A 382-nucleotide genomic window follows, 5' to 3' on the forward strand; every position below is an offset into this window, starting at 1 on the left:
CCATTTCTCCCACACTGGTTGGAACCAGAATATGCAATCTAGCCAAGTCACTGGCATTTACCGCTGGATAACTAGTACCAGTACTAATTGCCATTACATGATTTACAAAACTTTGTTGCTGTAACACACTCAACAAGAAAGTACTGCTAATACTGGGTCTTAACTGCGCATACCCTGTTGAAAAAACGAAATTATCACCCGTTTTATCTTGGAATAGATAATTGTTCTTTTGATAAGGACGTACCATTTGATAAAAAATATCTCCCTTTTTGGCAAGCCTTTGAGCCCTAGAAGGGGCACCTGCTTTAGTCTCCAATCGATACTTCCTTAAATGTGTTCCTTTAACTGAATCTAAATCTACATATTCAAAACTGTTTGGTAT

General features: G+C 37.7%; 1 pseudogene. It reads right to left on the reverse strand.

Annotated features, from left to right (window positions below):
- Positions 1-316, reverse strand: a pseudogene (locus CES81_RS13085) (restriction endonuclease subunit S); the annotation flags it as partial.
- Positions 317-382 lie beyond the last annotated feature (66 nt).

The sequence above is a fragment of the Secundilactobacillus pentosiphilus genome (assembly GCF_002217985.1).
GTDB lineage: Bacteria > Bacillota > Bacilli > Lactobacillales > Lactobacillaceae > Secundilactobacillus > Secundilactobacillus pentosiphilus.